The sequence below is a fragment of the Ruminococcus sp. CAG:379 genome (genome assembly GCF_000434255.1).
Classification (GTDB): domain Bacteria; phylum Bacillota; class Clostridia; order Oscillospirales; family Ruminococcaceae; genus Ruminococcus_F; species Ruminococcus_F champanellensis.
Genome location: NZ_FR894841.1, coordinates 1 through 2,482, shown reverse-complemented (window position 1 = coordinate 2,482; position 2,482 = coordinate 1). Strand labels below are relative to the sequence as shown.

Annotated in this window: 1 protein-coding gene; it reads right to left on the bottom strand. The window is 50.6% G+C overall.

Going from position 1 to position 2,482, the window contains the following annotated elements; genetic code table 11:
* Window positions 1-157: 157 nt before the first annotated feature.
* The coding region (locus QVO51_RS02765) for a hypothetical protein (protein ID WP_288167784.1) at window positions 158-2,482 on the bottom strand (2,325 nt) is incomplete at its 5' end.

Here is a 2,482-nt window from a genome sequence, read left to right as displayed (position 1 = left end):
GAGCGAATTCGTTCACGGACTTTTTTAGCATAACATCACGAAGCTGCTCCGGCAGAATAGACCTTGGCAAAGGATCCTGCATAAAATGAAACAAGGCGAACCGTTTCCGGTCCGCCTTGTTTTCTGCATGCTGCATCAACAGCACTTCGCTTTGAGATCAGAGCTTTTCAATGGTTCTGAATGTGGATTCATCGGAAGGATCAATCAGATCATAGCCGACAATCTGCTCCCATGTTGCCGAGCCGTTTGCAAGAACTTCAGCACGGAACATCAGGATATTAACCGCATCCGCTACATTGAGGTCATCGCCCTCCTTGATGCAATCAACGTTGCCCAAGAAGTAGCCAAGCTTGTGGAGATCCGGATCCTCGTTAAATACATAAGTCGGATTGTTCGGATTTGCCATCATGTCTGCACGATACATCAGGATCTCAACTGCATCCGCAACGGTTACATCGCCGCTCAGGTTTGTATCACCCTTTACGCCAATGAGTACCTGATGTGTGCCAACGATTACATCCGGATTACCTTCGTAAGCAAACTCAAGCATGTACTTGTAAATCTGCGTCTCGTAGGTATCCTCAGGAGTAGCAACCTGCTTGTCGTTGCAGAAGATGGTCATGCACTGCTCAGTGATATCCACTGCTGCAGGCTGTTCCTCAGCTTCAACAACGGTGCCGTCCTCATGGATGATGAAGATTGTTTCCTGGAGAATTACCTTCAGACCTTCCAGATCGAAGGGTCTGTTGTCGTGAGACCAGTAGCATACTCTCGTAGGCTCTGTGAAGGAGAAGGACTGGGATACACTGGTTTCAGTGGTAGTCTCAGAGCCGCTCGTCTCACTGCTTGTTACAGTAGTTTCTGTGGTAGAAACTGTGGTTACCTCACTGCTTGTTACAGTGGTCTCTGCCGCAGTAGTGGTGGTTGTGGTTGTGGTTGTTACCGGAGCCTCAGTGGTAGAGGTTGTGGTAGCATCCGGATCCGGAATGTAGATTGCGCCGTTGAAGTATCCAACAGTCAGTGCGTTGCCGTTTTCGTCAACAGTGCTGCAGTTTTCCACTACGAACTCTACAGGGAATCTGTCGCCAGGCTGCGCATCATCCGGAACCTTATAGGTCAGGGTGGTCAGCACCGCACCGCTCTTTGCGGTTTCAGCTGTATCCAGACTCCAATTCAGCGTGTAGCTTGCTGCATCCCATACCGGCATGCCGGTGTATGCATTGCCCACTGCATTGGACTGGTACTTCAGTCTGCTGTCAGCAGTGAACTGAACGGTCAGACCCAGTGTGCCTGTGTCATTTACTACGTAAACCGGTACCGGAACCTTCTCGCCGGGCTGAGCCTCTACTTCAGCGATCTGGTAGTTTACACGTCCGGTTGTCATTGTGGTAGAAATGGTCTCGGAAGTAGTGGTAACAGGAGCAGTTGTAGTAACTGCTTCAGTGGTAGTTGTGGTTGTTGTGGTTGTTACCGGCGCCTCAGTGGTAGAGGTTGTGGTAGCATCCGGATCCGGAATGTAGATTGCACCATTGAAGTATCCAACTGTCAGTGTGTTGCCATTTTCGTCAACAGTGCTGCAGTTTTCCACTACGAACTCTACAGGGAATCTGTCGCCAGGCTGCGCATCATCCGGAACCTTATAGGTCAGGGTGGTCAGCACCGCACCGCTCTTTGCGGTTTCAGCTGTATCCAGACTCCAATTCAGCGTGTAGCTTGCTGCATCCCATACCGGCATGCCGGTGTATGCATTGCCCACTGCATTGGACTGGTACTTCAGTCTGCTGTCAGCAGTGAACTGAACGGTCAGACCCAGTGTGCCTGTGTCATTTACTACGTAAACCGGTACCGGAACCTTCTCGCCGGGCTGAGCCTCTACTTCAGCGATCTGGTAGTTTACACGTCCGGTTGTCATTGTGGTAGAAATGGTCTCGGAAGTAGTGGTAACAGGAGCAGTTGTAGTAACTGCTTCAGTGGTAGTTGTGGTTGTTGTGGTTGTTACCGGCGCCTCAGTGGTAGAGGTTGTGGTAGCATCCGGATCCGGAATGTAGATTGCACCATTGAAGTATCCAACTGTCAGTGTGTTGCCATTTTCGTCAACAGTGCTGCAGTTTTCAACTACGAATTCTACAGGGAATCTATCACCGGGCTGCGCATCATCCGGAACCTTATAGGTCAAGGTAGTCAGAACAGCACCGCTCTTTGCGGTTTCAGCTGCATCCAAATTCCAGTTCAGGGTAAAAGATGCTGCGTTCCAAACCGGCATACCGGTGTATGCATCTCCGGCCTTGTTGGACTGGTACTTCAGTCGGCTGTCAGCAGTGAACTGAACGGTCAGACCCAGTGTACCAGTGTCATTGATTACGTAAACCGGTACCGGAACCTTCTCACCAGGCTGTGCCTCTACTTCTGCGATCTGGTAGTTCACACGACCGGTTGTAACGGTAGTGGATTCAGTCGTGGTAGTAGTGGTGGTCGGAGCAGT